The sequence below is a fragment of the Actinomadura geliboluensis genome (assembly GCF_043197915.1).
Lineage (GTDB): Bacteria > Actinomycetota > Actinomycetes > Streptosporangiales > Streptosporangiaceae > Spirillospora > Spirillospora geliboluensis.
The window spans coordinates 722664-748878 of record NZ_JBICUA010000002.1; the positions used below are offsets into that span (position 1 = coordinate 722664).

Sequence of the window (26215 nt, forward strand, 5' to 3'; positions counted from 1 at the left end):
CGCACCGCCATGCTCGGACACTTCCAGCCTGGCACACACCCAGGTCAGAGTGAAGATTTGCGGCTAGGTCGCACCGTGCAGGCCGACGTGGGCGCCGACGTCGTCGCCGTGGGCCGCGTCTAGGACGGCGTCGAGCAGCCCCGGGAAGCGGGTGTCCAGGTCGTCGCGGCGGAGCGTCACGAAGCAGCGGGTGCCCTCCTCGCGCGTCCGGGTGATCCCGGCGTCGCGCAGGACGCGCAGGTGGTGGCTGAGCGTCGACTTGGCGACGGGCGCGCGCAACTCGCCCCAGCCGCGCTCGCGGCCGTCCGCGAGCACGCGCACCAGCCCCACCCGGATCGGGTCGCCGAGCGCGCCCAGGACGCCGACGAGGTCGATCTCGTCCAGGGCCGGATGCCGCGCGTGCCTCATGCGGCCATGGTACGTTGTTCGATGTTCGCCGAACATCGAACAAAGGGCTCCCATGGACTTCACCGGCACGACCGTCATCGTCACCGGCGCCGGCTCGGGCATCGGCCGCGCCGCCGCCCGCCTCTTCGCCGGGGCCGGCGCCCGCGTCCTCGGCGTCGGACGCCGCCGGGACGCCCTGGAGGAGACCGCCGACGGGCATCCGGGGATCGCCGTCCACCCCGCCGACCTGCGCGCCCCCGGCGCGGCCGGGGACGTGGTCGACGCGGCCGTGTCCCGCTGGGGCCGGCTGGACGTCCTGGTCAACAACGCCGGCGCCACCAGGATGATGCCGCTCGCGGAGACGACCGCCGAGGGCATCGCGGGCCTGTTCGACCTCAACGTCACGGCCCCGAGCCTGCTCGCCCGCGCGGCCCTGCCGCACCTGCGCGACACCAAGGGCGCGATCGTCAACGTGTCCAGCACCTACGGGCACCGCCCACTGCCCGGAGCCGCCCACTACGCCGCGTCCAAGGCGGCGCTGGAGCAGCTCACCCGCAGCTGGGCCCTAGAACTGGCCGACGCCGGGGTCCGCGTGAACGCGCTGGCCCCCGGCCCGACTGAGAGCGAGGCCCTGACCGCCGCGGGCCTGCCGTCCGCCGCCGTCGAGGAGATCAAGCGGGCGGAGGCGGCCCGCATCCCGCTGGCCCGCCGCGGCGACCCCGCCGAGGTGGCCGCCTGGATCGTCCGGCTGGCCGACCCGTCCAGCACCTGGCTGACGGGCCAGACCCTGGCCGTGGACGGCGGCCTCAACCTCACCTGATGATGGGGGCATGCGATCTTGGTGGGGCTGGGGACATGTGGAGGACGCGGTCACGGGCGCGGAACGCGCGGAGCTGATCGCCCGGGTGGCGGCGCTGCTGCCCGGCGCCGACCTGACCGACCACGCGCCTCCGGCGGTCGGTGACCTTGAGGTGCGGCCCCCTCGGATCACCGCGCCGTCGTCCCTGGCCGATCTGTGTTCGGACGACCCGGCCGACCGGCTCGGCCACGCTCGGGGCAAGGCGTTCCGGGACGTGGTCCGCAACCTGCTGGGCGACCTGGGCGAGGTCCCTGATCTGGTGGTCAGACCCGGTGCCGAACGCGACGTGGTCGACGTCCTCGACTGGTGCGCGGGCGCCGGGATCGCCGTCATCCCCTACGGCGGGGGCAGTTCCGTCGTCGGGGGCGTCGAGCCCCGTGGCCTTGGGCCCTCGATCAGCCTGGATCTGGGACGGCTCGCTGATGTCGTGGAGATCGACACCAGCGCCAGGGCGGCCCGCATCCAGGCGGGCGTCTACGGGCCGTCCCTTGAAGACCGCCTGCGGCCGCACGGCCTGACCTTGCGGCACTTCCCCCAGTCGTTCGAGTTCTCCACGCTCGGCGGCTGGCTGGCCACCCGCTCGGGCGGCCACTACGCCACCGTCCTCACCCACATCGACGAGATGGTGGAGTCCCTGCGGGTGGTGACACCGGCGGGGGTGAGCGAGTCGCTGCGCCTGCCCGGCTCTGGCGCGGGCCCGTCCCCGGACCGGCTTTTCCTCGGTTCGGAGGGAACCCTCGGCATCATCACCGAGGCATGGATGCGCCTCCAGGAGCGACCGCGCTGGCGCGCGGGAGCGTCCGTGCTCTTCAGCGGCTACGACGACGCCGTGGCCGCGACGCGGGCCCTGGCGCAGTCCGGGCTGAACCCGGCGAACTGCCGCCTCCTCGACCCCATGGAGGCGCTGCTGAACGCCGGCACCGACTCGCCGGGCGGGGTCCTCGTCCTGGGCTTCGAGTCGGCCGACCACCCGGTGGACGCGCTCCTGGAGCGGGCCCTGGAACTCTGCCGCGACCACGGCGGACGTCCGCAGCCCCGCGCGAAGCGCGACGCGTCCGAAACCTGGCGCTCCGCGTTCCTGCGCATGCCCTACCAGCGCGACGCCCTCGCGGCCCACGGCATGATCGTCGAGACGTTCGAGACGGCGTGCACCTGGGGCGCCTTCCCCGCCCTGCGCGAGGCCGTCCTGGCGGCGGCCCGGCAGGCGATGGACGAGGCCGGCGCCGAGGGCGTCGTGACGTGCCGCTTCACCCACGTCTACCCGGACGGCCCCGCGCCCTACTTCGGCGTTTACGCGTCCGGCCGCTGGGGCTCGACCGTCGCCCAGTGGGACGAGATCAAGGCGGCCGTGTCGGACGCCCTGTCCGCCCACGGCGCCACGATCACCCACCACCACGCCGTCGGCCGCGACCACCGCCCCTGGTACGACCGCCAGCGCCCGGACCCGTTCGCGGCGGCCCTCCGCGCCGCCAAGGGCGCGCTTGACCCGTCCGCGATCCTCAACCCGGGCGTCCTGCTCGACCCGCCCTGAAACCGGCGCTCCGGGCGGCTCAGGCGTCCACGGCGAACGCTATCCATACGTCGGGCGGCAGGTCGGGGCGTGACGGCACCGGCCTGCGCTCTTCCGTCCATGCGCCCGGTGCGATCGCCTCGGCCGCGCGGCGCCAGAACCGCACGGCGGTGGTGTTGCCGTCCTGGAAGGCGACCTCCCACGGGCCGGGATGACGCTCCACGACCTGCTGGAACGCGCGCAGCCCGATCCCGCTCCGGCGCGCTCCCCGCACGACGAAGAACGAGGTCAGCACGCGCCGCTGCTCCGTGAGGCCCCGCACCACGGCGAATCCCACCGGCCGGTCACCCTTGGTGAACAGGTAAGCGGCCGAATCGGCGCCGGAGAACGCGGCCTGGAGCCGCTCGCTCCGGAAGGTCGCGTCGGGGAACGGCAGCCCGCCCCAGAACTCCGACATGTCGTGCTGGAACATCAGCCACAGCCGCTCCACCACCGCGCGGTCGCCTTCACCGGCGAGACGGACGGACAACTCGACCACGAGACCCCTCGATTCCGGCCCAGAAACGACGAAAAGCCTGCCGGGCGGTATGGAACCGTCCGTGCAGGCTTTCCTGAGAACCCGGGAATTCTACACCTTCGGTGCAGGCGGGCCCGCCGCTACTTGAGCGTTTGCTCTGTCTCCGTCCAGAAGGTGCGGAGGGCGGCGGCCGTGGTCTCCGGGGCGTCCCAGGCGGGGGAGTGGGCGGCGCCGGGGATGACGACCTTGGCGGCGTTCAGGTGCTCCGCCATCGCGGCCTGGACGGGCGGCTCCCAGACGTCGTCGTCCTCGCCGTAGAGGACGAGGGTGCGCAGCCCGGAGTCGGCGCAGTGCTTGGTGAGCTCCTCGACGCGGTCGGGGGCGGTGAGCAGCTCGTCGGCCATGCGGGCGAGGCCCCTCGCGGAGTTGCCGACGGTGCGGGCCTTCAGGAACGCCAGGATCTCGTCCTGGACGCCGCGCCCCAGGTAGTTCGGTTCGAGGGCGAGCTCCCAGATCTGCGCGAGGCCGAGTTCGGGGAGGGCGTCGCGGAGGGCGCGGGCCTTGGCGGCGGCCTGGCCGGTCGCGGCGGCCGGGCCCGAGCTCATCAGCGTCAGCGACGCCGGCAGCGCCCCGGACAGGACGGTCTCCCGGCAGACGAGGCCGCCGAACGAGTGCCCCACGAGGTGGACGGGGTCGGGGCCCAGCACGTCCAGCAGGGACGCGATGTCCGCGCCGAGGGCGGCGCGGGTGTAGGCGGCGTCGTCGTCCGGGCCGATCGACTCGTACTGGCCGCGCATGTCGATCGCGAGGACGCGGCGGCCGGACGCGGCGAGGGTCTGCAGGACGCCGAGGAAGTCCTCCTTGCTGCCCGTCAGCCCGGGGACGAGCAGCGCGGGCCAGCGTTCGGGCACGCCCGAGCCGGGGAGGGCCTCCAGCGCGGCGAACGCGCCGCGGGAGGTCTCGACGGTCGTCCGGCTCACGCCGGGGGGCAGGTTCAGGAACCGGGGCGTACTCACAGGGCACCAGCCTAGTCAATGGGTCTCGACGGACATCGGTGAAAAAGTTTCGGTGGTACCGTCACCAGCGTGCCTTCGAAGCCGGCCATCTCCGCGCACCGCCGTGACGAGGCGGGGCTGACGGGGCTCGCCGCGGCGGCCGCGTCCGGCGCCGAGTACGTGGAGATCGACATCAGGCGGACCGGCGACGGGCGCCTCGTCGTCCACCACGATCCCGAGATCGGCGGGCTGCGGCTGAACCGGCTGAGCTACGCCCGCATCCAGGACCTCGCGTCCCGGCCCGTGCCGCTGGTCGGCGAGGCCATGGAGATCATCGCGGGCAGCGCCCAGGGCCATCTCGACCTCAAGGAGCGCGGCTGCGAGCACGAGACCGTCGCGCTCGCGGTGGAGGCGTTCGGGCGGGACGGGTTCGTCGTCACCACCCGCGAGATCACCTCGCTGCTGGAGATCAAGAAGAGCTTCCCCGGCGTGCGGACGGCCCTGTCGGTGGGGCGCAACCTGTGGGAGCGCGGCGCCGCGCACGACTTCGCGCCGCTGCGGCTGATCCGCCGGGCGGGCGCCGACATGGTCGCGCTGAACCACCGGCTGGCCCGCGTCGGCGTGCTGCGGCAGTGCGGCCGCGCCGGCATCCCCGCCATGATCTGGACGGTCAACGCCGAACCGGTGATGCGGCGCTTCCTCGGCGACCCGCGCGTGGCCGTCCTGATCACCGATCATCCCGGCACCGCGCTGAAGCTCCGCGACGGCCGCGACGGTCGCGGCGGCCGGAGCGGCCCCGGCGGGCGCGCCCGCGGCTAGCGGCCCCGGACACAGCACAACCGCGAGACCGGGCGGGGGTCTCGCGGTCGTCCCAGGTGATCAGGCCGTCTGCGACGCCTCGGCCTGCGAGGCCGCCGGCTGGCCGGCGCGGGTGCGGCGGCGGGTGCGGCTGCGCTTGCGCTCGGTCGCGACCGCGTCGACGACGGTGCCGTCCCCCGCGGAGCCGGCGGCGGTGTCGGCCTCCGCCGCGGTGACCGTCGCGGTCGCCGTCGCGGTGGCCTCGACGGGCTGGCCGGCGCGGGTGCGGGTCCGGTTGCGCTTGCGGCGGCGCGGCCGCTCCCGCTCCCGCTCCCGGTCGCGGTCGCGGTCCCGGTCGCCGCGGGTGTGGCTGCGGACCTTGCCGGTCTCGCCGATGTCCTCCAGCTCCTCGGCGTCCAGCCCGGCGCGCCCGTGCCGCTGCTCCTTCGGCAGCGTCCCCTTGGTGCCGGCGGGGATGCCGAGCGTCTCGAAGAAGTGCGGGGACGTCGAGTAGGTCTCCTGCGGCTCGGCGAACGGCAGGTCGAGCTGACCGTTGATCAGCTTCCACCGGGTGAGGTCGGACCAGTCGATCAGCGTGACCGCGACGCCCTCCTTGCCCGCGCGGCCGGTCCGGCCGATGCGGTGCACGTAGGTGTCGGCGCTGTCGGGGCACTCGTAGTTGACGACGTGGGTGACATCGTCGACGTCGAGCCCGCGGGCCGCCACGTCGGTGGCCACCAGCACGCCGATCTTGCCGTTGCGGAACGCGCGCAGCGCCCGCTCGCGCTGGCTCTGCCCGAGGTCGCCGTGCACGGCGGCGGCGTCGAAGCCGCGCTGCGCGAGGTCGGCGGCCACCCGGTCGCAGGCCCGCTTGGTCTGGCAGAAGATCATCGTCAGCCCGCGGCCCTCGGCCTGCAGCAGCCGCGCCAGCATCTCCGGCTTGTCCATCTGGTGGGCCTGGAAGACGTGCTGGACGACCTGCGGCGTCGCGCCGGACTCGGTGTGCGACTCGGCCCGCACGTTGGTGGGCCGGGTCAGGTACTGCCGCGACAGCGCGACGATCTCGCCCGGCATGGTCGCCGAGAACATCATCGTCTGGCGCTGCGCCGGGATCCGCTTGATGATCCGCTCGATGTCGGGCAGGAACCCGAGGTCGAGCATGCGGTCGGCCTCGTCCAGCACCAGCACGCCGACCTTGGACAGGTCGAGGTGCTTCTGCTTGACCAGGTCGAGGAGCCGGCCCGGGGTGCCGACGACCACGTCGACGCCCTCGCGGAGCGCGTTGATCTGCGGCTCGTACGCGCGCCCGCCGTAGACCGACAGGACGCGTGTGCCGAGCTTGCCGCCGGCGACCAGGAGGTCGTCGGTGACCTGGAGGGCCAGCTCGCGGGTCGGGGCGACGACGAGCGCGCGCGGCTCTTTGCCGCCGTGCTCGATGCGCTGCAGCAGCGCCGCGCCGAACGCGAGGGTCTTGCCGGTGCCCGTGCGGGCCTGGCCGATGATGTCGTGCCCGCCCAGCGCGATCGGCAGGGCGAGTTCCTGGATGGGGAACGCTTCCACGATGCCCTCTGCTTCAAGGGCGTCTGCTATCTCGGGGACGACCCCGAGTTCACGAAAGGTAGTCAGGGCTTTCAGCCTCCAATGTGCGGGGTCTCCGCTCCCGGGTGCGGCGCGGCTCGCCGGCGCGACTCCGTCCTCGCGGACGCGTCCGTCGTTCCTGTGGCCGCGCGCTCGCGCGGGAGGGACCAGCCGTTGCTCAAAATCTCTCGGCGACCGCAGTCAGGGGTTGAAAGCAGTCACTCGCTGTGGCTGCGTGCGGTCACACTCCGCGACGCAGTGTACCGACCGGCGGTTGCATACACCAATAGCCGATCACCCGTCCCAACGTTTCCGCGTTCGCGTCTATTCCATGCCCCGTCCGCCAGGCATTATCCGGCGGGGGCGCAAGCGCCGCGCGGGCCCCGGCCGCGGCCCGCGCGGGCGGCCACATCCGGACAGTCCGCGCCCGGCGGCTCCGCAGCCGGCCCGGCGATCGCGCAGAGTTAGATCATGACCGGCCCGCCCCCCTCCGAAACGCCGTGGCGCGTCGACGGCTTCACCGAGGTCCGCGAGCTGGGGGCGGGCGCGCAGGGCCGGGTGGTGCTGGCCCGGCACGCCCGCACCGGCGCCCCGGTCGCGATCAAGTACCTGTCCCGGCGGGACGGGGACGAGCGCGCGGTCGCGTCGCTGCGCGCCGAGGCGGTCATGCTCGGCCGGGTGGACGATCCGCACGTCGTCCGGCTCTACCGGTTCGTCAGCGCCGACCGGGGCGTCGCGCTCGTGATGGAGGCGGTGAACGGGGTCTCGCTCAAGCGGATCCTGGCCGAGCACGGCGCGCTGGAGCCGGAGGCGGCGCTCGCCGTGCTGAAGGGGTCCCTGCGGGGGCTCGCCGCCGCGCACGCGGCCGGGGTGGTGCACCGCGACTACAAGCCCGCGAACGTCGTCGTCCGGGCGGACGGGCTGAGCAAGCTGATCGACTTCGGCGTGGCCGTGCTCGCCGGGGACGGCGGCGGGTCGGGCACGCCCGCCTACATGGCCCCGGAGCAGTGGGAGAAGGGGCCCGCGTCCCCGGCCACCGACGTGTACGCCGCGACCTGCGTGTTCTACGAGTGCGTGACCGGGCGGCGGCCCTACGGCGGCGACCTGGCGGCGCTCGCGGGCGCCCACCTGCGCGCGCCCGTCCCGGTGGAGGGGGCGCCGGCGGCGCTGCGCGACCTGATCGCGCGGGGGATGGCCAAGTCCGCCGGCGACCGCCCGTCCGGCGCCGCCGACTTCGTCGCCGAGCTGGACGCGGTCGCGTCCTCGGTCTACGGGGCCGACTGGGAGAGGCGCGGCGTGCGGGCGATGGCGGGCGCGGCGGTCGCGCTCGCCGCCGTCTTCCCGCTGGTGGCGGCCGGGCTGGCCCCCGCCGGAGGGGCCGCCGCCGGAACCGCCGCCGCCGGGACGGCGGCCGGCGTGACCGCGGGCGGCGGCGTCTCGGCGGCCGTCGCCGCCAAGGCGGCCGGGGCGGTGATCGCGGCGAGCGCCGTCGCGGCGGGCGGCGCGGGGGTGTACGCGGCGAGCACCGGCGACGAGGCGTCGCGGGTGGAGCGGCCCCCGGTCCTCCAGGTGCGGCCCGTGTCGTTCACCCGGACGACGAGCGGCCCCTCGACCCGGGTCACGGCGCGGGTGCCGCAGCTGTCCGGGCTCCCCGGCGGGCTGACGGCCAGGGTGAACGCGCTCATCCGGGAGCCGGCCGAGCGCTGGGCGGAGAGCGCCGGATCGGACCTGGCCGCCTTCCTGCCGAGGGACGACCCCGCGAACCCCTACACGGGCAAGGTCGAGTACGACGTGGGCCTCAAGGGGCCGAAGCTCTTCTCCGTCCGCTACAGCTTCAGCGGGACGGTCATGACGCGGAACACGCCCGCCGTGCAGGTGGTCACGGTCGACCTCACCACCGGCCGGGCGCTGGCGAGCCGCGACTTCTTCCGCCCCGACGCGCTGACAGGGCCGCGCATGAGCGCCCTCACACGCCTGCTGGCCGAGTACGGCCCCGGGCACGGCTCGCTGTGCGGCGAGGGCCCGTTCTGGGACTCCGAACGCCGCCAGTACGTCGACACCCCGCCGTACGATCGGGACCTGACGCCCACCCTGGTGAACGAGGGCGTCCTGCACATGCTGCCGACGCGCCAGGGGATCGTCTTCTATCCGCCGGTCTCGCGGATGGGGTACTCGATGGCGTGCGGGCGGCAATGGCGGCCGTTCGACATCCCGTACCGGCGCCTCGGGCGGTACATCAGGCCGGACGTCTTCCGAGCGGCGGGCGCGGCCGTTCCCACGCCCTGAGCCACTCCGGGGCCCGGAGCCGCGAAGGCCCCCGCCTCGCGAGGCGGGGGCCTTCCACGGAGTGCCGGGCCCGCGTCACCTCGCGCGCCGCGCGGTCAGAACGTGCCGCGGCGGGTGCGCCAGTTGCGCTTGCGGCCGCCGTGCCCGCGCGTGTTCATACCGGTCAGCGCCGCCACCCCGAGCGCGGCGATCACGACCGCGAACACGAAGGCGATGAGGGTTCCCGCGCCGAGTGCGTCCGCGACGACACCGCCGAGGACGGCGCCGGCGACCCCGATGAGCAGGGTCAGCAGAACGCCGATCGGGTTGCGGCCCGGAACGAGCAGCCGGGCGAGGGCTCCGATGACGGCACCGACGACGATGAACCAGAGGATCGTCGTGAGCATGTCGATCATCCATTCCTTCTCCGTGGGCCGGGACGGCCCGTGAACGGTGATCGGTATGCCCGTTATGTCAGGTTAAAACAAAACGCAGGTCAAACGCCCCGCCGCCCCGCCGGCCGGGGCCGTCACGCGTACTGCGTGCCGAAGCCCACGCTGCGCTGCTCGTCCTCGGAGATCTCCAGGTAGCCGACCCGGGCGGCCGGGATCACGATCCGCCCGGCCCGCCGGTCCTTGAGGACCAGCACGCCGTTCGGCTCGTGGAGCGCGTCGGAGAGCGCCTCCGTCACCTCGTCGGCCGACTGCGCCGTGTCCACCACGAGCTCCTTGGGAACGTTCTGCACCCCGATGCGAACCTGCAACGCGCTGCTCCCGTCGTCCGTCTGCGTCCCCGCCGACCGCCGGCGGGGGCTCTCCCCCGATGGTCGCACGGAGATCACCCGGCGCGCGGGCAGTCGGTTGTGCCGAGGGTGAACGCCCCGTCCCGGGCCGGGGTCAGCCCTGGTCGGTCGTGCGCGGGAAGCCGGAGATGCCGCGCCAGGCCAGCCGGGCGATGATCTTCTCGGCGGTGTCCTTCGGGATCGCGCGGTGCTGGGAGAGCCAGAACCGGGCGCTGACCTCCGCCATGCCGACCAGGCCCATGCCGAGCAGGTGCGCCTCCTCGGCGGGGGCGTTGGTGTCCTCGGCGATGACCTGGGCGATCATCTCCGCGCACTGCTGGTTGGCGCGGTCGACGCGGGCCCGGACGGGCGCCACGTTGCGCAGGTCGGACTCGAAGACGAGCCGGTAGGCCTCGCCGTCGCCGGCCACGAAGTCGTAGAAGGCCTGCATGCTCGCCTGGACGCGCAGCTTGTTGTCCGTGGTGGACTCCAGCGCCTCCCGGACGATCCTCACCAGGTTCTCGGCGTGCTCGTCCAGCAGGGCCAGGTACAGCTCCAGCTTGCCCGGGAAGTGCTGGTAGAGCACGGGCTTGCTGACGCCTGCGCGCTCGGCGATCTCGTCCATCGCCGCAGCGTGGTACCCCTGCGCGACGAACACCTCCTGGGCCGCGCCGAGCAGCTGCCTGCGGCGCGCCAGCCGCGGCAGCCGCGTACCGCGGGGGCGGGCGTCCGGGGTCGCGGTCACCACACTCTCCGATCACCGAATCGTCGCGGCGGGAGGGGGTCGTCCGCCGCGTGTGGACAATCACATCATCCTACGCGCGAGTAACTCCGTCGGGGACATTCTCGCCGCGGCGGCGTTCCTTCGCGCAGGTCAGTGTATTCCCGCCGGGGCGGGCGCCACCCCGCACCGATCTTTTTCGAAAACCTTGTTACCTGTGGCGCGGACCAACGCCGGTCACCGGTAGTCGTCCTCGTCCACCGGCACCTCGCGCCGCTGCTCGGCGGCGTCGGCCTCGTTCGCCTCCTCCGGCAGGGGGGCGGCGGTGCCGGGGCCGTCCACCGTCTCGTCCAGCGCGGCGCGCTGCTCGGCGGCGTCGGCCTCGTTGGCGTCATCGGGCGCCGGCCGGTCCAGGTCGTCGGTCTCGCTCATCTCGGTCCTCCTCCGAAGTCCCGTCGCGGCGCCACCGCTCCGCCAGCTCCCGCAGCGGCGCCTCGACGGCCTCGCCGTAGGTCGGGAACGCGTGGACGACGTCGGCGAGCAGGCTCAGCGGCGTCTCCGCGCGGATGGCCAGGGCGATCTCGCTCATCCACTCCTCGGCATGGCGGCCGGCCGCGGCGGCGCCGACGAGCAGCCCGCGGGAGCGGTCGGCGTACAGTTCGACGCGGCCGCGCTCGTCGGCCTCCACCGCCGCCCGCGCCGTCGCGGCGAGGTCGTACCCGGCGGTGAGGAGGTCTATGCGGAGTTCCGCCGCCCGCGTGGGCGAGATCCCGACCGAGTAGACGGAGGGGGAGGTGTAGACGACGCGGGGGATCGCGCGGTAGTCGGCCTCGCGGCGCCGTCCGAGGAGGTTCGCCAGCACGATCTGCGCCTGGTAGCGGGCCGCGTGCGTGGTCCGGGCGATGCCGGTGACGTCACCGGCCGCCCACACACCCCCCGTGCCGGACGGCACCCGGCACGTCTCGTCCACGGGGACGCCTTCGCCCGGGGACACGGCGATGCCGAGGGTCTCCAGCCCGAGACCCTCCACGCGGGGACGGCGCCCGGCGGCGACGAGGACGCGGTCGGCGTCGAGCGTCCCGCCGTCCGACAGCCACAGCCGCACGCCGACGTCCTTGCGCTCGACGTTGCCGGCGGCGGCGCCGAGCCGCAGGTCGACGCCCATGCGGCGCAGCGCGTCCGCGACCACCTCGCCGGCGAACGGCGCCTCGGCGGTCAGCAGCCGCCCGGACGCCTCCACGACCGCGACCTGCGACCCGAACGCCGCGTACACCTGGGCCAGCTCGCAGCCGACCGGGCCGCCGCCGAGGATCACCAGCCGGCGCGGCAGGTCGGGCACCGACAGCGCCTCCGCGCTCGTCCACAGCGGGACGTCCGCGAGGCCCTCGACGGGCGGGATCACCGGTTCGCTGCCGGTGCAGACGACGAGGTCGCCGTAGCCGTGCACGGCCCCGTCCACCTCGACGCGCCCCGGTTCGAGGACGCGGCCCCGGCCGCGCAGCACGGTCACGCCGGCCTCGGCCATCCGCGCGACGGCCGGATCGTCGCCGCGGCGCCCGGCCAGCTCGTCGCGGCGCGCCAGCGCCATCTCCCAGGTCTCGCCGCGCCGCGCCGACAGCAGCAGCGACTTGGACGGCACGCACGCGAAGTACGGCGATTCGCCGCCGACCAGGCGGTTCTCGACGAGCGCGACGTCCCGGCCGGCGCGGGCGAGCCCGGCCGCGACCAGTTCCCCCGCCGTCCCGCCGCCGAGGACCACGGCGTCGTAGTGGTTCTGCGACAACTGCTCTTCCTTCCGCCCCGCTCGGTGTCCCCGCGTCCATGGTGGCGGAATCCGATCCCGGAGCGTGCCGGTTCGAACACATAGGGCACGCAAATTGGGGCGGGAAGGTCAGGGGAGCGGGCGGTGGTCCTTCAGAAGCGGCGCCAGGAGGTCGCCGTGCTCGTCCACTCGCTCCAGCGCCTCGCCGGGGGAGAAGACGAGGTCCCCTGCGTCCTCGCAGTCTTCGAGCTCGTCCCACGTGACGGGCGTCGAGACGGACGGGCGGTTCGCCGCGCGCAGCGAGTACGGCGCGACGGTCGTCTTCGCGGGGTTGTTCTGGCTCCAGTCGACGAAGACCTTGTCCTTGCGCAGGCGCTTCTCCATCTTCGCGACGACCAGGTCCGAGTGCTCCTTGGCGAGCCGTTCCGCGATGCCCTTGGCGTACTGCGACGTCTGCTCGGCCTCCTTCGGCTCCTTGATGGGTACGTACACGTGCAGGCCCTTCTTGCCGCTGGTCTTCGGGTACGCCTGCAGGCCGTCCTCACCGAGCAGTTCTTCGAGCAGAAGCGCCACCTTGCACGCCTCGACGATCGTCGCGGGCGGGCCGGGGTCGAGATCGAAGACGAGGAGGTCGGGGGTGTGCACCTTGCCGCGCGGCCCCACCTTCCACTGCGGGACGTGCAGTTCCAGCGCCGCGAGGTTCGCGCACCACACGAGCGTGGGCAGGTCGTCCACCACGATGTAGTCGAGGGTCTCGCGGCCCCGCGTGCTGCCGGGGCTCGGCACGGTCGCGGTGCGTATCCAGTCGGGGGTGTGGGAGGGCGCGTTCTTCTCGAAGAACTTGCCGCCGTCGACTCCGTCCGGCCAGCGGATCCGGGTGGCGGCGCGGTCCTTCAGGTGCGGCAGCATCACCGGGGCGATGCGCGCGTAGTAGTCGATGACCTCGCCCTTGGTGAACTCCGGATAGAGGTTCTTGTCGAGGTTGGACAGCGAGAGCTGCTGCCCTTCCACCTCCACTGTGGTCTTCTTGCCGCTCATGCACCGCCTCCGGCGGCTCCTGTACGGCCCTGTCCGGCGTGTTCGGCGCGCGCCGGTCTACTGCTCACTCGTGACCTCCAGGGGGTCTTTGTCGTCACGCAGGCCCCTCCAGGACGGGAAGCGGAGGCGTCCGTCCCGGGTGCGGGCGCTGTAGGCGACCTCCCCGACGAGTAGCGGCTCAACCCATTGGGCGTCTTTGGCGAACTCGCGCGGGACGGCCTCGTCGTAGGGGCTCGTCGGACGGCGCAGCGGCCAGAGCGTCTCGTACAGCTCGTCCAAGGCGCGGTCGGTGAAGCCCGTGCCGACGTGGCCGACGAACCCCAGCATGCCCTTCACGTCGTATTCGCCGAGTAGCAGCGACCCCACTCCGCCTTCGCGCCGCCCCTTGCCGGGCTTCCACCCGCAGACGATGACCTCGCGCGTCATGAAGTTCTTCACCTTGCGCCAGAAGTCGACGCGCCGCCCGGGCCGGTACGGGGAGTCGAGCCGCTTGGCGAGGACGCCCTCCAGGCGCTGCTCGCGGGTGAAGGCGAGTAACTCCCGCACCTGCGTGGCGTCGGCGCCGTGCAGGTACGGGGGGACCTCCACGGGGCCGGTTCCGGCCAGGTCCAGGTCGGCCAGCAGCGACCGGCGGTCGGTGTACGGCATGTCGTAGAGGAGGTGCCCGTCGAGGTACAGGACGTCGAAGACCACGTACCGGACGGGGACGAGGCGGATCAGCCGGGCGTCGGGGTGCTCGACGTGCATCCGCCGCTGGAGCCGCTCGAAGCTCGGCCGCCCCTCGTCGAAGGCGACGACCTCGCCGTCCAGCACGACGTCGTGGTCGGGCAGCAGGTCGGCCAGGGCGGACAGCTCCGGGTACCGGCCCGTCACGTCGCCGCCGCGCCGCCCGCCGGCCCGGACGCCGTCCGCCGAGACGTGCGCCAGGACGCGGACCCCGTCCCACTTCAGCTCCAGGCCCCAGCGCTCGCCGTCGGGGGGCAGCTCCCCGGTGGCGGCCATCATGGGCTCAACGGGCCACGGCATGGTCATACCGGCGTCTTACCCGGTCCCGCCGCGCAGAAAAGGATCAACGGCTCGTTCTGGCGCAAAACGCGGGAGGTTGCGACGCTAGGAGCGGGAACGTGCTGGGTAAGGACGGATCATGCGGAGTATCTGGAAGGGCGCGATCTCGTTCGGGCTGGTGACGATACCGGTGAAGCTCTATTCGGCGACCGAGCAGAGGGACGTCAGCTTCCACCAGGTGCACCGGGAGGACGGCGGGCGCATCAAGTACAAGCGGGTCTGCACGGTCGACGGCGAGGAGGTGCCGTACTCCGACATCGCCAAGGGCTACGAGCTGCCGTCCGGCGAGATGGTCATCCTCACCGACGAGGACTTCGCCGACCTGCCGCTGTCGTCCAGCCGCCGGATCGACGTCCTGCAGTTCGTGGAGCAGGAGGAGGTCGACCCGATCTACTTCGCGAAGTCCTACTACCTGGAGCCGGACGCGCAGGGCGCCAAGCCGTACGTGCTGCTCCGCGACGCGCTGGAGAACTCCGGGCAGGTCGCGGTCGTGAAGGTCGCGCTGCGGCAGCGCGAGTCGCTCGCCACGCTGCGCGTCCGCAACGGCGTGTTCGTGCTGGAGACGATGCTCTGGCCGGACGAGGTCCGCACCCCCGACTTCCCGTTCCTGGACGAGGACATCGAGATCCGCAAGCAGGAGCTGTCGATGGCGACCTCGCTGATCGAGTCGATGGAGGGCGAGTTCGACCCGTCGGAGTACAAGGACGCCTACCGCGAGGCGCTCCAGGCGGTCATCGACGCCAAGGTCGAGGGCCGGGAGGTCACCCGGCCGGAGGAGGCCGAGGAGGAGCCCGCCGCGGACCTGCTCAGCGCCCTGCGCGCCAGCGTCGAGGCCGCCAAGAAGAGCCGCGGCGAGAAGGACGGCAAGGCCGCGTCCGGTAAGGGGGCGGCCGCCAAGAAGCCCGCCGCCCGCAAGGCGCCGGCCAAGTCGGGCGCGAAGAAGGAGCCCGCCAAGAGCCGGAGCCGCAAGTCGGCCTGAGCCCCGCCGTCAGTTGTCGCGGCGGGCGGTGAGGACGCGGCCGAGCAGCGCCGCGGTGCCGGACGGGTCCGTGCACGGCGCGATCCGCTCGCCCCAGCCGTAGAAGTAGGCCCAGGAGCCGCCGGGGCCGTCGGGGGCCGCGATGACGCTCTCGTTGATCCGGCGCATGTGCGGGTCGGCGACGAGCGCGGACGGGCGGCGGCCGGCGGGCGCGGCGACCTCGACCGCCCAGCCCGCGGCCCGCAGGGCGTCGGTGAGCCGTTCCAGCTGCGCGAGCTCCGCCTCGGCGTCGATGATCACCCGCGTGGACATGGTGCCTCCCCAAGGGACATCCGTGTGCTGTGGTATGGGATCCGCCGGACGGGATCCGTCGCGGTACGCGTCACGCGAGGCGGTGCCGGTGGAATGCCGTTCAGTCTCGCGCCGCCTCGAGGGGGACCACAAGCGGTTTCCGCAGATTGGTGACCGGCGCTTCACGGATTCCGTACCTGCCGTAGAAGCGGGACAGGGGCCCGGGCGCCCACCAGTTGGCGCGGCCCATCAGCCGCATCATCGCCGGGACGAGCAGGGCCCGCACGATCGTCGCGTCCACCAGGATCGCGACCGCCATCCCGACCCCCACCATCTTGATCATCGTGATGCCGGACGTGGCGAACGCGCCGATCACGACGATGAACAGCAGCGCCGCGCTGGTGATGATCCCGCCGGTGCGCTGCATGCCGGCGGCGACGGCCGCGGTGTTCGAGCCCGTCCGGTCGTACTCCTCGCGGACCCGCGACAGCAGGAACACCTCGTAGTCCATCGAGATCCCGAACAGCATCACCAGCATCAGGATCGGCATCGCGGGCGCGATCGCGCTCATCGGCGTGAAGCCGAGCAGGCCGGACAGGTGGCCGTCCTGGAACATCAGCACGACGGCGCCGAAGGTGGCCGACAGCGACAGCAGGTTCATCACGATCGCCTTCAGCGGCAGCACCACCGACCCGAACGCCAGGAACAGCAGCAGGAACGTCGCGCCCCCGACGAGCAGCGCCAGCCACGGCAGCGTGCCGCCGAGCCCGCCGACCTCGTCCACGACGTCGGCGGTGGCGCCGCCCACGTGGACCTGCGCGCCCGGCGGCGCCGGCGCGTCCCGCACCTTCTGCACGAGGTCGCGCGCCGTGTCGGAGTAGGGGTCGGCGTCGTAGCGGACCGCGATCCGCGTGGTCGTGCCCTCCGATCCCGTGACGGTGGCCCCGGCGGCGCCGGGCAGCGCGGCCAGCCGGTCGCCGAACGCGTCGATCGCGGCCCGGTCGGACGTCCCCGTGACGATCGCGTTGACCGGGGTGGTGGCGTTGCGCGGGAACCGCGCGTCCAGGGCCTCGGCGACGGCCCTGGCGTCGGTGCCGGCCGGCAGCGCGGCGGCGTCGACGCCGCCCCAGTTGATGCGCAGGAACGGGGCGCCGAGCGCGAGGAGCAGCGCCACCGTGGCCACGACGTAGACGACCGGGCGCCGCATGACGCTGTGCGCGAGCCGCGCCCACCAGCCCCGGGACTCCCTGCGCCGGCGCCACAGCGGCAGCGCGTCGACCTTCGGGCCGAGGACGGCGAGCAGCGCGGGCAGCACGGTCAGCGCGCCGAGCATGCAGACGAACACGGTCGCGATGCCGCCGTAGCCCATCGAGACCAGGAAGTTCTGGTCGAACAGCAGCAGCCCGGACAGCGAGATCGCGACCGTGACGCCGGACACCGCGACGGTGCGTCCGGCGGTGTTCATCGTCGCGGCCAGGGCGTCCTCGACCGAGGCGCCGTCCCGCCTGAGCTCCTCCCGGAAGCGGCTGACCACGAACAGGCCGTAGTCGATCGCGAGGCCGAGGCCGAGGAACGTCGTGATGTTCACCGCGAAGATCGACACGTCGGTGGCGTACGCCAGCGCGTGCAGCGCGGTGAACGAGCCGAGGATCGCGAACCCGCCGACCAGCAGCGGGAGGCCGGCCGCCACCAGCCCGCCGAAGATCAGCACCAGCAGCACGAGCAGCACCGGCATGGCGATGGCCTCGGCGCGGGTGATGTCGGAGGTGACGCGCTCGTCGATGGCGGCGGAGGTCGCGACCGGCCCGCCCGCCTTCGCGGTGAGCCCGCCGCCGACCTCGGTCAGCTCGTCCTTGATCGCCTCGTAGGAGCTCGCCCGGGCGGCATCGTCGGCCCCGGCCATTTCGAGCACGGCGTAGGTGGACGTGCGGTCACCGCTGACGAACTGCGGCGCCTTGGTCGTCCAGTAGGTGCCGACGGAAGCGACCTTGTCCTTCGGCAGCGCGCCCAGAGCCTGCTCGACCGACGTCCGGTAGGACGGATCATCGACCGTGGTCTTGCCCTGGTAGAGGACCACCACGTCGGCGGCGTCCCGCCCGAGGGCCTGCTCGGCGATCCGGGTGGCCTTGGTGCTCTCGCTGCCGGGCGTCTCGAACCCGCCGGCCGAGGACAGCGCGCCGAACACGCCCGTCCCCCACACGCCGGCGAAGACCAGAGCCGCGCCCGCCACCGCGAGGACCCACCGGCGGCGCCGGTGCACCCACCGGCCCCATCGCTCGAACATCCGTCGCCCCCCGCCCGCCCCCACGGCATCCCGGTGCTACGTCAAGCAGGGTAAACACCGTTTTGTACTGCTTTGACACGTTTCAGTGGCCGGTGGTCGCGCACCACCGGCCACTGAAGCGGCCCGCCGGGGTCAGCCCACCGGTTCCAGATGGGGCTGCTGCGGAGCGGGAGTGTCTCCTTCACGGATGCCGTACTTGCCGTAGAGGCGGGCGAGCGGGCCCGGAGCCCACCAGTTGGCGCGGCCCATCAGGCGCATCGCGGCCGGGACGAGCAGGGCCCGCACGATGGTCGCGTCCATCAGGATCGCGATGGCCATGCCGAGGCCGGTCATCTTGATGAACGTGATGCCGGACGTGGCGAACGCGCCGATCACGACGATGAACAGCAGCGCCGCGCTGGTGATGATCGAGCCGGTGCGCGCCATGCCGGCGGCGACGGCGGTGGTGTTGGAGCCGGTCAGGTCGTACTGCTCGCGGACCCGCGACAGGAGGAAGACCTCGTAGTCCATCGAGATCCCGAACAGCATCGCCAGCATCAGGATCGGCATCGCCGGGGAGATCGAGCCGGTCGCGGTGAAGTCGAGCAGGCCGGACAGGTGGCCGTCCTGGAAGATCAGCACGACGGCGCCGAAGGTGGCCGACAGCGACAGCATGTTCATCACGATCGCCTTCAGCGGCAGCACCACCGACCCGAACGCCAGGAACAGCAGGACGAACGTCGCGCCCCCGACGAGCAGCGCCAGCCACGGCAGCGTCGCGCCGATGCTGTCGAGCTGGTCGACGACGTCGGCGGTGGTCCCGCCGACGAGGGCCTGCGCGCCCGGCGGCGGCGGGACGTCCCGGACCTTCCCCACGAGATCGCGCGCGGCGTCGGAGTCGGGGTCGGCGGCGTAGCGCAGCGCGATCCGCGTCGTGGTGCCCTTCGCGCCGGTCACCGTCGCGTCCGTGATCCCCGGCACCGCCGCCAGCCGGTCCCCGTAGGACTGGATCGCGGCCCGGTCGGACGTCCCGGTCACCACCGCCTCGATCGGGTTGGTGGCGTTGGGCGGGAACCGCGTCTCCAGCGTCTCCGCGACCACCCGCGCGTCGGCGCCCTCCGGCATGACCTTCGCGTCCACGCCGCCCCAGTTGATGTGCAGGAACGGGGAGCCGAGCGCGAGGAGCAGCGCCACTGTGGCGACGACGTAGACGACCGGGCGGCGCATGACGCTGTGCGCGAGCCGCCACCACTGGCCGCCCTCCCGCCCGGCGGGCGCCTTCGCGCGCCGCCGCCGCACGGAGAGGGCGTCGACCTTCGGGCCGAGGACGGCGAGCAGCGCGGGCAGCACGGTCAGCGCGCCGAGCATGCAGACGAACACGGTCGCGATGCCGCCGTAGCCCATCGAGACCAGGAAGTTCTGGTCGAACAGCAGCAGCCCCGACAGCGACACCGCCACCGTGATCCCGGACACGGCGACCGTGCGCCCGGCCGTGGCCATCGTCGCGGCCACGGCGTCCTCGATCGAGGCGCCGTCGCGGCGGATCTCCTCGCGGAACCGGCTGACCATGAACAGCCCGTAGTCGATCGCGAGGCCGAGGCCGAGGAACGTGGTGATGTTCACCGCGAAGATCGACACGTCGGTGACGTAGGTGAGCGCGTGCAGCGCGGTGAACGAGCCGAGGATCGCGATGCCGCCGATCAGCATCGGCAGGCTCGCCGAGACCAGCCCGCCGAAGATCAGCACCAGCAGCACGAGCAGCACCGGCATCGCCATGCCCTCGGCCCGCCCGATGTCGGACGAGACCCGGTCGTTGATCGCGGCCTCGGTGCCGATCGTCCCGCCGACCTTCGCGGTGAGCCCGCCGCCGACCTCGGTCAGCTCGTCCTTGAGGTCGGCGTAGTTGTCGCTCCGCGCGCCTTCGTCGGCCCCCGCCAGCCGCAGGACGGCGTAGGTGGCCGTCCGGTCGCCGCTCACGAGCTGCGGCGCCCTGGTCGTCCAGTAGGTGTCGGTCGAGGCGATCTTGTCCTGCGGCAGCGCGGCCAGCGCCCGCTCGACCGAGGCCCGGAACGCCGGGTCGTCCACCGTGGTCCGCCCCTGATAAAGGACCACGACGTCCGCCTCGTCCCGGCCGAGGTCGCGCTCGGCGACCTGCGCCGCCTTCGCGCTCTCGCTGCCCGGCGTGTCGAAGCCGCCGGCCGAGGTGAGCGCGCCGAAGACGCCCGTCCCCCAGACGGCGGAGAAGACCAGCGCGGCGCCGGCCGCCGCGAGGACCCACCGGCGCCGCCGGTGGACCCATCGTCCCCATCGCTCGAACATGACCCGTTCCCCTGTCTCGCTACGGTCCATCACTGAAGTAAACGGTGTAAGCTGCGAACAGCGTTAACTTCGCATACAGCGTTCGCTTTCGTCAAGGGTGTTTCTGAGGAATCATGCGAGGACGGCAGGAGCGCGGGAGGAGAGGGCGGCGTAGTGGAGACACGGCGTGATCGGCTGCGTGCGGCGACGGTCCGGGAGATCACCGAGACCGCCCGGCGGATCCTCGTCGAGGAGGGCCCCGAGGCGGTGACGCTGCGCGCGATCGCCCGCGAGATGGGCATGACCGCGCCGGCGCTCTACCGCTACTTCGGCAGCCACGGCGAACTGCTGCGGCACCTGGTCGGCGACCTGTTCAGCGAGCTGACCGGCGAACTGCACACCGCGCTGAAGGACGTCCCGCACGACGACATGAGCGGCAAGTTCCTGGCGGTGTCCCGCCGCTTCCGGACCTGGTCCCTCGCGCACCCCCGCGAGTACGCGCTGCTGTTCGGCGCGCCCGTGCGCGGCGTCGGCGAGCAGGAGCAGGAGGCCGACTTCGCCGAGGAGTGCGCCCGCCAGTTCGGCTGGACGTTCATGGCCCTGTTCCTGGAGCTGTGGAACAAGAGCCCGTTCCCGGTCGCGTCCGACGACGAGATCGACCCCGCCCTGCTGCCGCAGCTGCGCCGCTACCGTGACGAGGTCGTCGGCGTCGACCTGCCGGCCGGCGTCATCCAGCAGTTCCTGAAGTGCTGGATCCGGCTCCAGGGCGGCGTCAGCCTGGAGGTCTTCGGGCACCTGCAGTTCGCCCTGGACGACGCCGCCCCCATGTTCGAGCTGATGCTGGCCGAGATCAGCCCCCAGATCGGCCTCGCCTACCGGCCCCCGGCGGACGGCTGAGGCCGGTCGGGCGCCGTGCCGGACGACGCGTTGTGCCAGATGACGCCGAGCCGGTCGTGCATGGCGGTCGCGGCGGCGCCGTGCATGATGCTGCGCTCGGCCATCGTGGAGAAGCGCGGCCGCCGGACGTCGCTGGGCGGGAGCCGCACCGCCAGCTCGCGCTCGATCGCGTCGAGCAGCCGCTCCCCGGCCCGCCGGATCGGGCCGTCGATCACGACGTCCCCGATGTCGAGGATCGCGGCCTGCACGCACAGCAGGGCCGCGAGGCTCTCGCCCGCGTAGTCGACCCGTGCCGCGAGCGCAGCCAGCTCCGGCGCCGCCGGCGCGGCACCGGGCGCGGCGACCGCGTCCAGCCGCTCGACGGGCGCGCCGTCGAGCACGGCCGGCAGGCTCGCCACCGTCTCCAGGCAGCCCCGCCGGCCGCATTCGCAGTCGCGGTCGCTGACGCCGACGTCGATGTGGCCGACCTCCCCGGCGCGCCGGCGCTCCCCGAGGTGCACGCGGCCGTCGAGCAGGATCGCCGAGCCGATGCCGCCCGCGATGTGCAGCACGATGACGCTGTCGCCGTCCCTGCGCTGGCACGACAGCTCCGACATCCCCACGGCCGTCGCGTCGTTGACCAGCACGACGTCGTGCCCGAGCGCGGACTTCAGCGGCCCCGCCAGGTCGACGTCCCTCCAGCGCAGCTGCAGCGCCTCGATGACGCGCTGCTCGGGGGACACGATGCCGGGGACGGCGACCCCGGCGGCCAGCACCGCCCGCCCGTCGTCGGCGGCGAGGCCGGCGAGCATCGGCGCGAGCGCCGCCACCACGTCGGCCGCGCCCGGACGGGCGGGCAGCGGTACCCGGACGGTGGCGCCGATCGCGCCGTCCAGCCCGATGACGCCGCCGCGCACCTCGGATGGGCGGACGTCGGCCATCAGCAGGCAGTGCCGGACGGTGTCGATGCCGAGCAGCCTGGCCGGCTTTCCGCGGCCGGACGGGCGCCCCGCCTCCTCGGTGACCAGCCGCCGCGCCACCAGGGTCTCCACGATCTCCGAGACCACGGCGCGGGCGAGGCCCGTCGAGCGGGAGATGTCGGCGCGGGACACGGTGCCGCCGCCCGCCAGCACGCTCTGCAGGACCAGTTCGGTGTTGCGCTCCCGGAGGACCGCGGGCGTCGCCTTCTCGGTGATCCGGACCGGCCTGGTCATTGTCGCCTTCCCCGTGCTCACCGCGCTGACCCCCTGCACGGGAGCGTATAGGGATCCGGACATGACCCGGGGCCCGGCCGCCGGTTCGGCGGGCGCGGGCCCCGGGGGAGGGAGTTACCTGGTCGCCGGCGGCGACGTGCAGGTGAGCGTCGGCACGCCGAACGACACCGCGTCGAACCAGCGGTTCACGTCGTACTGGTCGACGACGAGGCGCAGTTCCTTGACGTCCGCCACATCGACGTCGAGCCGGACGGCCTCGGCCCCGGAGGTCGCGAGCCCGCTCCGCAGCACCCCGGTCTCGTGCAGCAGCCGGCCGTCGCCGAAGACCCGGACGATCACATCGCCGTCGGCGGTGTGGTTCATCGCGTCGTCGATCCCGACCACGGTCGTGAACCGCTGGCAGCCCTGGTTCAGCGCGAAGCGCACGTCGGCGTTCGCGTTCGTGCCGAGCCCCTTGCTGTAGAAGGTCCCGTCCAGGCGGATCGGCTTGCCGTTGCCCTCGGGCGTGCCCGGCGTCACCGTGTCGCGGGCCACCGCGTAGATGCCGTCATGGTTGGAGGAGTAGGTGAACGGCAGGTCGCTGAGCTGGACGCGGCCGTCCGCCGCCACCGGCAGCACCGCCGTCGCCTTCCGGGTGAGGTGCTGCCCCGCCTGGTCGAAACCGACGGTGAACTCCACCGCGACCTGCGTCGTCCCTGCCGGGAGGGCGTCGGTGCGGTGCAGCGTCCACGACTGCTCCAGCGTGGCGCCGGGGTCGATCTCTCCCTTCTCCGGCCCGGCCGGACGGACCTCCACGCCCGCGGGCGCGGAGACGTCGAAGGTCAGGCCGCTCATCGGCGCGAAGTAGTTGGTGTTGGTCACCGAGGCGGCCACCTCGGCGGAACCGGAGAGCGAGCCCGTCGGACGCAGCGCCAAGCGCAGGTCGTAGCTGTCGCCCATCAGCCGCCGCAGCGTCTTGGACGCCTCGGTGTAGGTGTCCCCGGACGGCTTGGTCGGGTACTTGCCGCCGTCCTTCGACCACGCCTCGGCCATGGCGTACCAGTCGAAGGCCGGCGGCGTGCCGCCGGTGCGCAGCGCCTCCTTCAGCCCGTCGAACAGCTTCGCCCACCGCGGCGCGTAGTAGTCGCGCAGCACGCCGGACCACTCGCGGTAGGCGTAGTCGTGCAGGTCGGTGTTGCTGTCGCCCCACGACGTGATCAGCTTGCGCGCCTCGTACTCCAGCTGCCGGGCCTCGGCCGGGCCGCCGGCCGCCTGCCGCGCCCGCTGCAGCCACGGCCCGACCATGGAGCCGCGGTCGGTGCCGGTGAGGGCGTCGAGGCCCTTGATGTGGCCGATCCAGCTGTCGGTCAGCTTCGTGAACGTGGCGAGGTCACGGGCCTGGTACGCCGCGTTGATCTGCGGCAGCAGGGTGCGGGACCGGTCCGCGACGGCCTGCCGGGCCACCTCGAGCAGGTCGTACCGGTAGGCGGAGCTGCCCCGCAGCGACCGGTCCACCGCCAGCAGTTCCGGCAGCGCCCGCGCGAACGCGGCCGGGTCGTAGGCGAACGCCGCCTGCGCCCACCGGTGCGGCCGCGTCGCCGCCAGGCTCGGCGCCGCCGCGAACAGCCCGCCGTGCCCGGACGACCGGCCGCCGGTCGGCGGGATCGCGTAGGCGGTGTCCGCCAGCACCCGCCAGGCGGCGCGGGCGTGCGGGTCGGCGCCGCCGTACCGCGCGTCCGCGTACTCGTCGAACCACCGGTGGACGTCGACGGGGCCGTCGTGCCAGGGCAGCTCGGCGAGGAACTCCACCGCGACCGGGTTGTTGTAGCTCGCCTCCGGCATGATCGCGATGCCGTCGAGCGCGCTGCCCCCGGCCCGCGCCCGCCACGCCCAGAACCGCTCGTTCCAGGCGCCGACCGGCGCGCCGACGGTGGAGTTGCCGCCGAAGTTCCAGATCGACCCGAAGGCGTACGGTGTGCCCTTCCAGTCGGTGTCGCGGTCGACCTTGAGCGCCCGGTCGGACAGGCCGTCCACGATGAGCATCCTGCTGCGGTCGACGGCGGCCACGGTCTCGGCACGCGGGTTGCTCTGCCAGCCGAGGATCACCCAGGTCGCTCCGGGATGGGCCTTCTCCAGCGCGTCCTGGACGGCCACCGAAGCCTGGCCCACCGGGATGTCGCCGGCCTTGCCGCCCTCGTGCAGCAGGTCCATCTTGTACATCGTCGACTTGCCGAGCAGGCGGTCCTGGACGCCGTAGAAGCGCTCGGCGACCTTGCCGAACACCGGGTTCGTCGGCGCCAGCCAGTCGGGCCGGGTGAACCCCTGCCAGGTGCCCTGCGGCACCGTGACGGCACCGGGGTTGCGGGTCTCGAAATCGGTCGGCACGGTGCCGAAGTAGCCCGGCAGCACCGGCGTGATGCCGACCTGCCGCATCCGGTCGGCGATCCGGCGGCCGAGCTTCGCGCGGTCGCGGATCTGGTCCTCGCTGATCGGCGAGGTGAAGTTGGACATGTTCTGCAGTAGCCACCACGGCTGGTAGCCGGCGCCCGGGATCCAGGAGCGCACCTCGTCCGCCGAGTAGCCGAACGACTTCAGCGTCTCGAAGTACACGGCCTCGGTGCCGACGGGCATGAACATCTCGTTGACGCCGTGGAGGGCGTAGACGTCGATGAGGCGTTCCCAGTCCTCGAACGTCCGGTAGGGCCCGGAGTAGCCGTCCTCGGTGTCGTTGCCGGCGAACCGGTGCTTCACGACGGACGACTGCTCGATCGGCCGCGCCGGGAGGGGGAGCCGCTTCGGGAGGTCGAGTTGGTCGCCGGTCCAGGAGATGTCGGCCTTGACCACGTGCTTGAGGTACCAGTTGAAGCCCATGAGCAGCGCGGGCGTGCTGCTGCCCGCGATGACCAGCCGCCGGTGCCGGCCGGAGACGCGGAAGGCGTCCCGGTCGCCGGGCAGGGTCTCCAGGCTGACCTGCGCGGCGTACCGCGGGCCGACCAGCCGCTTGATCACCTCATGGGCGGGCCGCACGTCGAACGCCGGGCGGCCGTGGCCGGCCGTGTCCGCCGACGCCGTGGTCCCGGGCAGCACGCCGATGACGAGCAGGACGCTCACCACCCCGGCCACCGTGATCCGCCATCTTCGCTGCGTGCCGCTCCGTCGAACCACGGTCGCGTCCCTTCGCCGGGGTTTTGATCGGGGCCCAAACTAAATACCCGTCGGCCACCCGGTCAAGATCCAAAGCCCCGGAATCTCTTCCCGGTGGGCCGGTGCCGTCCGGGGTCCGCGGCGCCTGCCCCGGCCGGCGGACGTGCCCGAGCCACCCGCCTTGAGAACCCCGGCCGAGCCGAATGCACCGCCCTGCCAGGGCGGTCGAATCCGGCTTTCGGCGGGCATGGCGAGGCGGCCGGCGAATTTCTCGCCAGCGGTGACCCGTCCGGCGGACTTTCCGTAGTGCGCGACCCGCAAGGGGTATTCGCTCAGACCATCGCCGTGCTGCTTGGCGAACGACCAGGAACTGCAAAAGGACGGCTCGGCGCCGGTCTTCTGGTAGACGTGCCACCCCAGCGCTCCGCCCAGTCGTTCACCTGGCAGATGGGGTGGCCGGCGGATTCACCCCGGTCGTGCACGGGTCCCCGGCTCTCTTTCGGGAGATTCGGCGTCCGATCGGATTTCGGTCGTGCAGGGCACGCTAACCGGAGAAAGTGACGGCAGGAAGATCGTCCCCGGCAAATAAATATGCGTAAGCGGGCTTTTTCTGTGCGGTTGTTTCCTCGACCGGGCGGACAATTCCGGGCATGCGGAGCCGGACGGCCGGTCAGCCGGGGAAGCGGATGAGGCGGGGTTCGACGGCCGCCGTGACGGCGGCCGCCCTCGCCGCCGGGGCCGACCCGGCCGTACGGGACGGGCGGGGCCGCACGCCGCTGCTCGCCGCCGCGCTCGGCGACCATGTCGAGGCCGCCAAGACGCTGGTCGAGGCGGGCGCGGACCCCGACGCGCCGGGCATGCGAAGACCCCCGGACCCTGACGGGTGCGGGGGTCT

At 73.0% G+C, this 26215-nt stretch carries 22 protein-coding genes and 1 pseudogene; 7 read left to right on the forward strand and 16 right to left on the reverse strand.

Features of this window, described 5'->3' with window-relative positions; all coding sequences use genetic code 11:
- Nucleotides 1–63 precede the first annotated feature (63 nt).
- Nucleotides 64–408 (reverse strand): ArsR/SmtB family transcription factor, encoded by a 345-nt coding sequence (locus ACGFI1_RS08915; RefSeq protein ID WP_387072462.1) that lies wholly within the window; start codon nucleotides 406–408, stop codon nucleotides 64–66.
- A gap of 52 nt (nucleotides 409–460) precedes the next feature.
- Between ACGFI1_RS08915 and ACGFI1_RS08920 the strand changes: the two genes are divergently transcribed.
- Nucleotides 461–1207 (forward strand): SDR family NAD(P)-dependent oxidoreductase, encoded by a 747-nt coding sequence (locus ACGFI1_RS08920; RefSeq protein ID WP_392784221.1) that lies wholly within the window; start codon nucleotides 461–463, stop codon nucleotides 1205–1207.
- Nucleotides 1208–1217: 10 nt separating this feature from the next.
- Nucleotides 1218–2777 (forward strand): FAD-binding oxidoreductase, encoded by a 1560-nt coding sequence (locus ACGFI1_RS08925; RefSeq protein WP_392784223.1) that lies wholly within the window; start codon nucleotides 1218–1220, stop codon nucleotides 2775–2777.
- A 19-nt stretch (nucleotides 2778–2796) separates the two neighbouring features.
- Here ACGFI1_RS08925 and ACGFI1_RS08930 read toward each other — a convergent pair whose 3' ends face one another.
- Nucleotides 2797–3294 (reverse strand): GNAT family N-acetyltransferase, encoded by a 498-nt coding sequence (locus ACGFI1_RS08930; RefSeq protein WP_392784225.1) that lies wholly within the window; start codon nucleotides 3292–3294, stop codon nucleotides 2797–2799.
- 119 nt (nucleotides 3295–3413) lie between these two features.
- A complete protein-coding gene (locus ACGFI1_RS08935) occupies nucleotides 3414–4289 on the reverse strand; it encodes an alpha/beta fold hydrolase (protein WP_387072474.1) in 876 nt (291 codons plus the stop codon).
- Between the two features lie 69 nt (nucleotides 4290–4358).
- Between ACGFI1_RS08935 and ACGFI1_RS08940 the strand changes: the two genes are divergently transcribed.
- Entirely contained in the window at nucleotides 4359–5087 is a 729-nt protein-coding gene (locus tag ACGFI1_RS08940) for a glycerophosphodiester phosphodiesterase (protein WP_138639774.1), read from the forward strand.
- 60 nt (nucleotides 5088–5147) lie between these two features.
- Here ACGFI1_RS08940 and ACGFI1_RS08945 read toward each other — a convergent pair whose 3' ends face one another.
- Nucleotides 5148–6626 carry a DEAD/DEAH box helicase gene (locus ACGFI1_RS08945; protein ID WP_392784228.1) on the reverse strand — a complete coding sequence of 493 codons (1479 nt, stop codon included), beginning with the start codon at nucleotides 6624–6626 and terminating at the stop codon, nucleotides 5148–5150.
- Between the two features lie 489 nt (nucleotides 6627–7115).
- On the opposite strand from ACGFI1_RS08945, the gene ACGFI1_RS08950 reads away from it, so the two are divergent.
- Nucleotides 7116–8930, forward strand: a complete 1815-nt coding sequence (locus ACGFI1_RS08950; RefSeq protein WP_392784229.1) for a serine/threonine-protein kinase — start codon at nucleotides 7116–7118, stop codon at nucleotides 8928–8930.
- A 95-nt stretch (nucleotides 8931–9025) separates the two neighbouring features.
- Here ACGFI1_RS08950 and ACGFI1_RS08955 read toward each other — a convergent pair whose 3' ends face one another.
- The 7 genes from ACGFI1_RS08955 to ligD (ACGFI1_RS08985) all read right to left on the reverse strand — a co-directional run bounded on the left by ACGFI1_RS08955 (nucleotide 9026) and on the right by ligD (ACGFI1_RS08985) (nucleotide 14243).
- Entirely contained in the window at nucleotides 9026–9325 is a 300-nt protein-coding gene (locus tag ACGFI1_RS08955) for a GlsB/YeaQ/YmgE family stress response membrane protein (protein ID WP_254715089.1), read from the reverse strand.
- A gap of 113 nt (nucleotides 9326–9438) precedes the next feature.
- Nucleotides 9439–9672, reverse strand: coding sequence for a DUF3107 domain-containing protein (locus ACGFI1_RS08960; protein ID WP_138640599.1), 234 nt, complete (start codon nucleotides 9670–9672; stop codon nucleotides 9439–9441).
- A 133-nt stretch (nucleotides 9673–9805) separates the two neighbouring features.
- The gene (locus ACGFI1_RS08965; RefSeq protein WP_089326332.1) at nucleotides 9806–10435 is read right to left on the reverse strand and encodes a TetR/AcrR family transcriptional regulator; all 630 of its coding nucleotides are present in this window, start codon (nucleotides 10433–10435) and stop codon (nucleotides 9806–9808) included.
- A gap of 213 nt (nucleotides 10436–10648) precedes the next feature.
- Nucleotides 10649–10843 carry a hypothetical protein gene (locus tag ACGFI1_RS08970; protein ID WP_138640600.1) on the reverse strand — a complete coding sequence of 65 codons (195 nt, stop codon included), beginning with the start codon at nucleotides 10841–10843 and terminating at the stop codon, nucleotides 10649–10651.
- Nucleotides 10803–12194: a dihydrolipoyl dehydrogenase family protein gene (locus ACGFI1_RS08975; RefSeq protein WP_392784232.1), complete on the reverse strand. Its 1392-nt coding sequence runs from the start codon at nucleotides 12192–12194 to the stop codon at nucleotides 10803–10805. The genes ACGFI1_RS08970 and ACGFI1_RS08975 overlap by 41 nt, the downstream gene beginning before the upstream one ends.
- Before the next feature lie 108 nt (nucleotides 12195–12302).
- Nucleotides 12303–13211, reverse strand: a complete 909-nt coding sequence (gene ligD, locus ACGFI1_RS08980; RefSeq protein WP_392784234.1) for a non-homologous end-joining DNA ligase — start codon at nucleotides 13209–13211, stop codon at nucleotides 12303–12305.
- 57 nt (nucleotides 13212–13268) lie between these two features.
- Nucleotides 13269–14243 carry a non-homologous end-joining DNA ligase gene (gene ligD / locus ACGFI1_RS08985; protein ID WP_392732811.1) on the reverse strand — a complete coding sequence of 325 codons (975 nt, stop codon included), beginning with the start codon at nucleotides 14241–14243 and terminating at the stop codon, nucleotides 13269–13271.
- Between the two features lie 112 nt (nucleotides 14244–14355).
- On the opposite strand from ligD (ACGFI1_RS08985), the gene ku reads away from it, so the two are divergent.
- On the forward strand, nucleotides 14356–15255 hold the full coding sequence (gene ku / locus ACGFI1_RS08990; protein WP_138640603.1) for a non-homologous end joining protein Ku: 900 nt from the start codon (nucleotides 14356–14358) through the stop codon (nucleotides 15253–15255).
- A 9-nt stretch (nucleotides 15256–15264) separates the two neighbouring features.
- On the opposite strand, the gene ACGFI1_RS08995 is transcribed toward ku, so the two are convergent.
- From ACGFI1_RS08995 to ACGFI1_RS09005, 3 genes are all read right to left on the reverse strand, one after another.
- The gene (locus ACGFI1_RS08995) at nucleotides 15265–15567 is read right to left on the reverse strand and encodes a hypothetical protein (RefSeq protein ID WP_138640604.1); all 303 of its coding nucleotides are present in this window, start codon (nucleotides 15565–15567) and stop codon (nucleotides 15265–15267) included.
- 100 nt (nucleotides 15568–15667) lie between these two features.
- On the reverse strand, nucleotides 15668–17830 hold the full coding sequence (locus ACGFI1_RS09000) for an MMPL family transporter (protein ID WP_386867944.1): 2163 nt from the start codon (nucleotides 17828–17830) through the stop codon (nucleotides 15668–15670).
- 132 nt (nucleotides 17831–17962) lie between these two features.
- On the reverse strand, nucleotides 17963–20128 hold the full coding sequence (locus ACGFI1_RS09005) for an MMPL family transporter (protein ID WP_392784237.1): 2166 nt from the start codon (nucleotides 20126–20128) through the stop codon (nucleotides 17963–17965).
- Between the two features lie 153 nt (nucleotides 20129–20281).
- Here ACGFI1_RS09005 and ACGFI1_RS09010 point away from each other — a divergent pair, with 153 nt between their 5' ends.
- Nucleotides 20282–21004, forward strand: a complete 723-nt coding sequence (locus ACGFI1_RS09010) for a TetR/AcrR family transcriptional regulator (protein ID WP_138639144.1) — start codon at nucleotides 20282–20284, stop codon at nucleotides 21002–21004.
- Here ACGFI1_RS09010 and ACGFI1_RS09015 read toward each other — a convergent pair.
- Nucleotides 20980–22197: an ROK family transcriptional regulator gene (locus tag ACGFI1_RS09015; RefSeq protein WP_392784239.1), complete on the reverse strand. Its 1218-nt coding sequence runs from the start codon at nucleotides 22195–22197 to the stop codon at nucleotides 20980–20982. The genes ACGFI1_RS09010 and ACGFI1_RS09015 overlap by 25 nt on opposite strands.
- Nucleotides 22198–22311: 114 nt before the next feature.
- Nucleotides 22312–25341, reverse strand: coding sequence for an alpha-N-acetylglucosaminidase TIM-barrel domain-containing protein (locus ACGFI1_RS09020; RefSeq protein ID WP_392784241.1), 3030 nt, complete (start codon nucleotides 25339–25341; stop codon nucleotides 22312–22314).
- Nucleotides 25342–26006: 665 nt separating this feature from the next.
- Between ACGFI1_RS09020 and ACGFI1_RS09025 the strand changes: the two are divergent.
- Nucleotides 26007–26132, forward strand: a pseudogene (locus tag ACGFI1_RS09025) (ankyrin repeat domain-containing protein); the annotation flags it as partial.
- Nucleotides 26133–26215 lie beyond the last annotated feature (83 nt).